This is a genomic window from Sulfurovum sp. bin170, from assembly GCF_010892395.1.
Classification (GTDB): domain Bacteria; phylum Campylobacterota; class Campylobacteria; order Campylobacterales; family Sulfurovaceae; genus UBA1140.
Map to the genome: position 1 here is coordinate 1 of NZ_JAACKB010000141.1, position 3,566 is coordinate 3,566.

The 3,566-nt window shown below is 33.8% G+C and carries 5 protein-coding genes; 3 read left to right on the top strand and 2 right to left on the bottom strand.

All coding sequences use genetic code 11. The annotated features are described in order from the left end of the window. Nucleotides 1–129: 129 nt before the first annotated feature. Both GSY74_RS03370 and gspG read right to left on the bottom strand, forming a co-directional pair. Nucleotides 130–663: a type II secretion system protein gene (locus tag GSY74_RS03370; RefSeq protein ID WP_164663699.1), complete on the bottom strand. Its 534-nt coding sequence runs from the start codon at nt 661–663 to the stop codon at nt 130–132. 20 nt (nt 664–683) lie between these two features. Further along, nucleotides 684–1,175: a type II secretion system major pseudopilin GspG gene (gspG, locus tag GSY74_RS03375; RefSeq protein WP_255494520.1), complete on the bottom strand. Its 492-nt coding sequence runs from the start codon at nt 1,173–1,175 to the stop codon at nt 684–686. Between the two features lie 64 nt (nt 1,176–1,239). On the opposite strand from gspG, the gene GSY74_RS03380 reads away from it, so the two are divergent. Genes GSY74_RS03380 through GSY74_RS03390 form a run of 3 tightly spaced genes read left to right on the top strand, consistent with a single transcriptional unit; the run spans nt 1,240 to nt 3,489 of the window. Continuing rightward, nucleotides 1,240–2,166, top strand: a complete 927-nt coding sequence (locus tag GSY74_RS03380; protein WP_164663700.1) for a hypothetical protein — start codon at nt 1,240–1,242, stop codon at nt 2,164–2,166. Beyond that, nucleotides 2,144–3,076: a hypothetical protein gene (locus GSY74_RS03385; protein ID WP_164663701.1), complete on the top strand. Its 933-nt coding sequence runs from the start codon at nt 2,144–2,146 to the stop codon at nt 3,074–3,076. The genes GSY74_RS03380 and GSY74_RS03385 overlap by 23 nt, the downstream gene beginning before the upstream one ends. Further along, entirely contained in the window at nt 3,073–3,489 is a 417-nt protein-coding gene (locus GSY74_RS03390; RefSeq protein WP_164663702.1) for a hypothetical protein, read from the top strand. Before GSY74_RS03385 ends, GSY74_RS03390 begins: the two co-directional genes overlap by 4 nt. Nucleotides 3,490–3,566 lie beyond the last annotated feature (77 nt).

Sequence of the window (3,566 nt, forward strand, 5' to 3'; positions counted from 1 at the left end):
AGGCAGTGCCATTGTCCCTACAATATTTCAATTTCAAAACAGTAGAGACAAGGGATTCCCTTGTCTAAATCCTTAATTCATTGGCATTGGGCTAAAGCCTTCGGTTCCAAAGGGTAAATTCTTTTTTCGTTAATAGTAATTCCCCGAATCTCTTAAATTATACTCCTCTTTTATCCAAAGCTCTTTTGCACTATCTAAATCTTCCACCTCTTCTGGTTCCCCAAAGTAGGTTGGAAGATAGTAGACTCCACTATCATTTGAGAGTATTATCTGGGAGGTGCTTCGGTTTGCATATAGAGTGTATCTTAGTGTTATCTTTTGGTCTTTTATCCGACCAAAATCGTCTAAACGCACTAGATTATTATCTCTGTCAACTATATAAACTTCAAGATTTTTACCAAACTCTACAGCACCCTCATAAGGGATAATATCTGCCCCTTTTGCGATATAACAATCTGTAGATTTTGATATACAGAAAAATTCTATATCTTCTGCTGTAGCAAAGACTCTTTTTAGTGTTAAGGGGAGCGTTAGAGGTTCTAATCTTTCAGGTTTTTTAGTCTGCTTGACAGCTTCAGAAAAGACTAGGAAACCTACTAGAGAGATAATCATTACTACAACAATTAGCTCTATTAGGGTGAATGCTTTTTTTTCACTTTTCATTTTTCACTTTTAGTTATTCATTACTCGCTACATTTTGGGAAGATTATATCTGCATCTTCTGCCGTTCCACCCTCTGCTCTATCTGGACCAAAGCTAATAATATTGAAATTTTTGTCTGCTTTGATATAGGTAAAATATTTTCCCCATGGGTCTTTTGGTAATTTTCCAAGATATGGTGAACCTGAATAGTTTGGATATTTTTCGGCATCAGGGTTGGCTAGTAGTGCCTCTATACCCTCATCTGTGTCTGGATATTTCCCATTATCAAGTTTGAACATCTTTAGAGCCTCTTTTACTGAACCCATCTGCGTACAAGTGAGTCTTATCTGTGCTTGTGTACCTTGACCAATAACCTGTGGAGCAACAAGACCTACTAAAAGTCCTAATATCAATATAACAACAAGTAACTCAATAAGTGAAAAAGCTCTTTTTGTTATTTTTTCTAGTTTTTTTGTTTTGTTTTGCATTAACAATATCTCTTTTTCTATGCTTGTTTCATAAACTTTACTCATATTTAAAATTCCTTAATTAACTTTGGTTATAATATTAGTGATTTTACTTGAATTGAGCTTTATTATGGATAAAACAAAAAGAGGGATTGCCCTTTTTATTACACTTTTAGTCATAGCCTCTATCCTTTCGATAGTTGCTGTATCATTTTCATATCTTGAAAAGGTTCGAAAAGATGCTGGTAGAATGTCAGCTATTATTCAAGGGAATCTATTTTATAAAAACACAACAGATATTTTGAAACGATTTTTTCCAAAAGATAAGGCTGATAGTAAAAAATTAGATATGATATACAATATGCCACTAATGCTATCAGAACCTAAAAGTGGTTTCAATATCAATTTACAATGCAAACCGCTTATGGTAGGTGTTCCTATAAAATGGTTAGATGAGTCGTTTACGAAGAAGCATCCATCTAGATTGGATTTGGCAAGAGATGTACTATCAGAGATAATAGAAAAATATGAGATAGCAGAGCCAAACCGATTAGAGGAGCTTATCTTTGCAGAGATTGCTGGAACTGATAGAGAAGATAGTGAGTATGAAAAGAGACTAAAAGAGAAAAAAGGTATCGTATCAAAAAAACAATTTGATAGAGTTATATTAAACTATCGTCTAAGATATGATGATGATAAAGTATTTAAGATTCCATGGGAGAGATATTTTGTCTTTGTTGATGTAGCTAAAGATGCAACTATAGATGGTGCTTATATAACAGCTGAACTAATATCTGTAGCATTTGATATCCCTTTAGAGAGTGTGCAAGATGTGTGGCTAGTAGATAAAGAGATGGATGAGAAGAAGATGACGCTTGTAGAGTATCTAGCCCAGAATGCTAGTGGTGAAGTTATAAATAAAAAGCTATTTTCCCAAAAAGCTCTAAATGCTATGCATTGTGAAGAACGATATTATTATCGTAATAGTTACTATAGTTTTAGTTTTGATTATTCAAAAGAGAGGAGTACAAATTTTGAATTTAATGGGGAGCTCTAACAGAAGAGTGTTAGTCCATAGAGATATGGAGAGTATTACCACTACTGATAGTGTAGATATAATACTTACGCCACAATTTTATACTTTTTTAAGAGAGGAGTTAGGGGTCAGATTTGCCTATCAGGCAAAGCAGATAGCACCCTCTCTATTTGATGACTATCTTGATGATAGCCAAGAGTATCAATTTCATGTCTATAAGTGCGAAGAGCATTGGTGTTTTTTTGCATATAGTGTTGAAGAGATAACCTCATTTTTGGAGACAAAAGGAGTGAAGATACATCAGATTTCTAAGATATTTTTTGCTCAAGAGTTATCTTCATATATGGAAAATGCTATTGATTTGGGTTCTACTCTCTCGATGCAGTCACTAGATGGAACAGTAGCACTACTGCCTAAAAGATTGATGAGTTCTGACTATAGATATGATACTCTAAACCTAGAGAATGTCTCTTTTAAAAGTGGTATAGCACTAAGTAGCTCTTATGACTCTTTTGTACCTCTAAAAGAGACCATTATTATCTCCTCATTACTACTTCTACTCGGAGTTGCATTTATTGTTGAGGGGGGTCGTATCAAAAGCTCAATACAAAGTGCCATAGAGAAAGAGGAAGCACTTTTGGATAAAAACCCTAGATTGAGTTCTAGCCTTGTTCGTAAAAGTATTTTGGGGGAGTATGAACCAATAGATAGAAGAGAGAGATTAAAAAGAGATAGTGCAGAGCAGATTTCTAAACTATTATCTGCAAAGAGCATACTAAAAGAGCTTACAATAGATGATAACAAAATATCAGCTACAATTGAGACCGATAGCACTGCTACTATGAAGCAGATTGAGACACAGGCTCGTTCTAAAAAATTTAAAACTAAAAAAGAGGGCAGTAAACAGATTAAGATGGAGAGAGTTATATGAATCTGATGATACTAAAAAGGTTTCGAAATGAACTTATTATATCGGTTGCAACTATTTTTGCTCTATCTGCTTTTTCTTATAAAATCTCTGCTAATAGTTTTGTAGAAGATAGAAAAGCAGATATAGAAAGTAGCATCTCTGAGATAAGTAGAGTATCGGAACTAAAAAAACTATGGAGAGCTAAGCAGACAGCAAAAGATGCAAAACTTCTAAAAACCATTGTGGCTAAAGAGAAAGTGAAATCATTTAAAAAAACCAGTGAAAAAGTCACAGTAAGCTACACTGAATTGAATATAAAAGAGTTAAATATGATTATAAAAAAAATCATGAATCGACCTTTTCAGATTTCAAAACTCAAAGTTTTTGAAACTGCTAAAGAGAGATATGGAATGGAGCTAACATGCAGATGGTAAAAAAGAGCATCGGTGGTTTTTTTCTACTACTTCTTTTTCTACTGCTCTTCTCACCTAAACAGGAGATATATTATCTC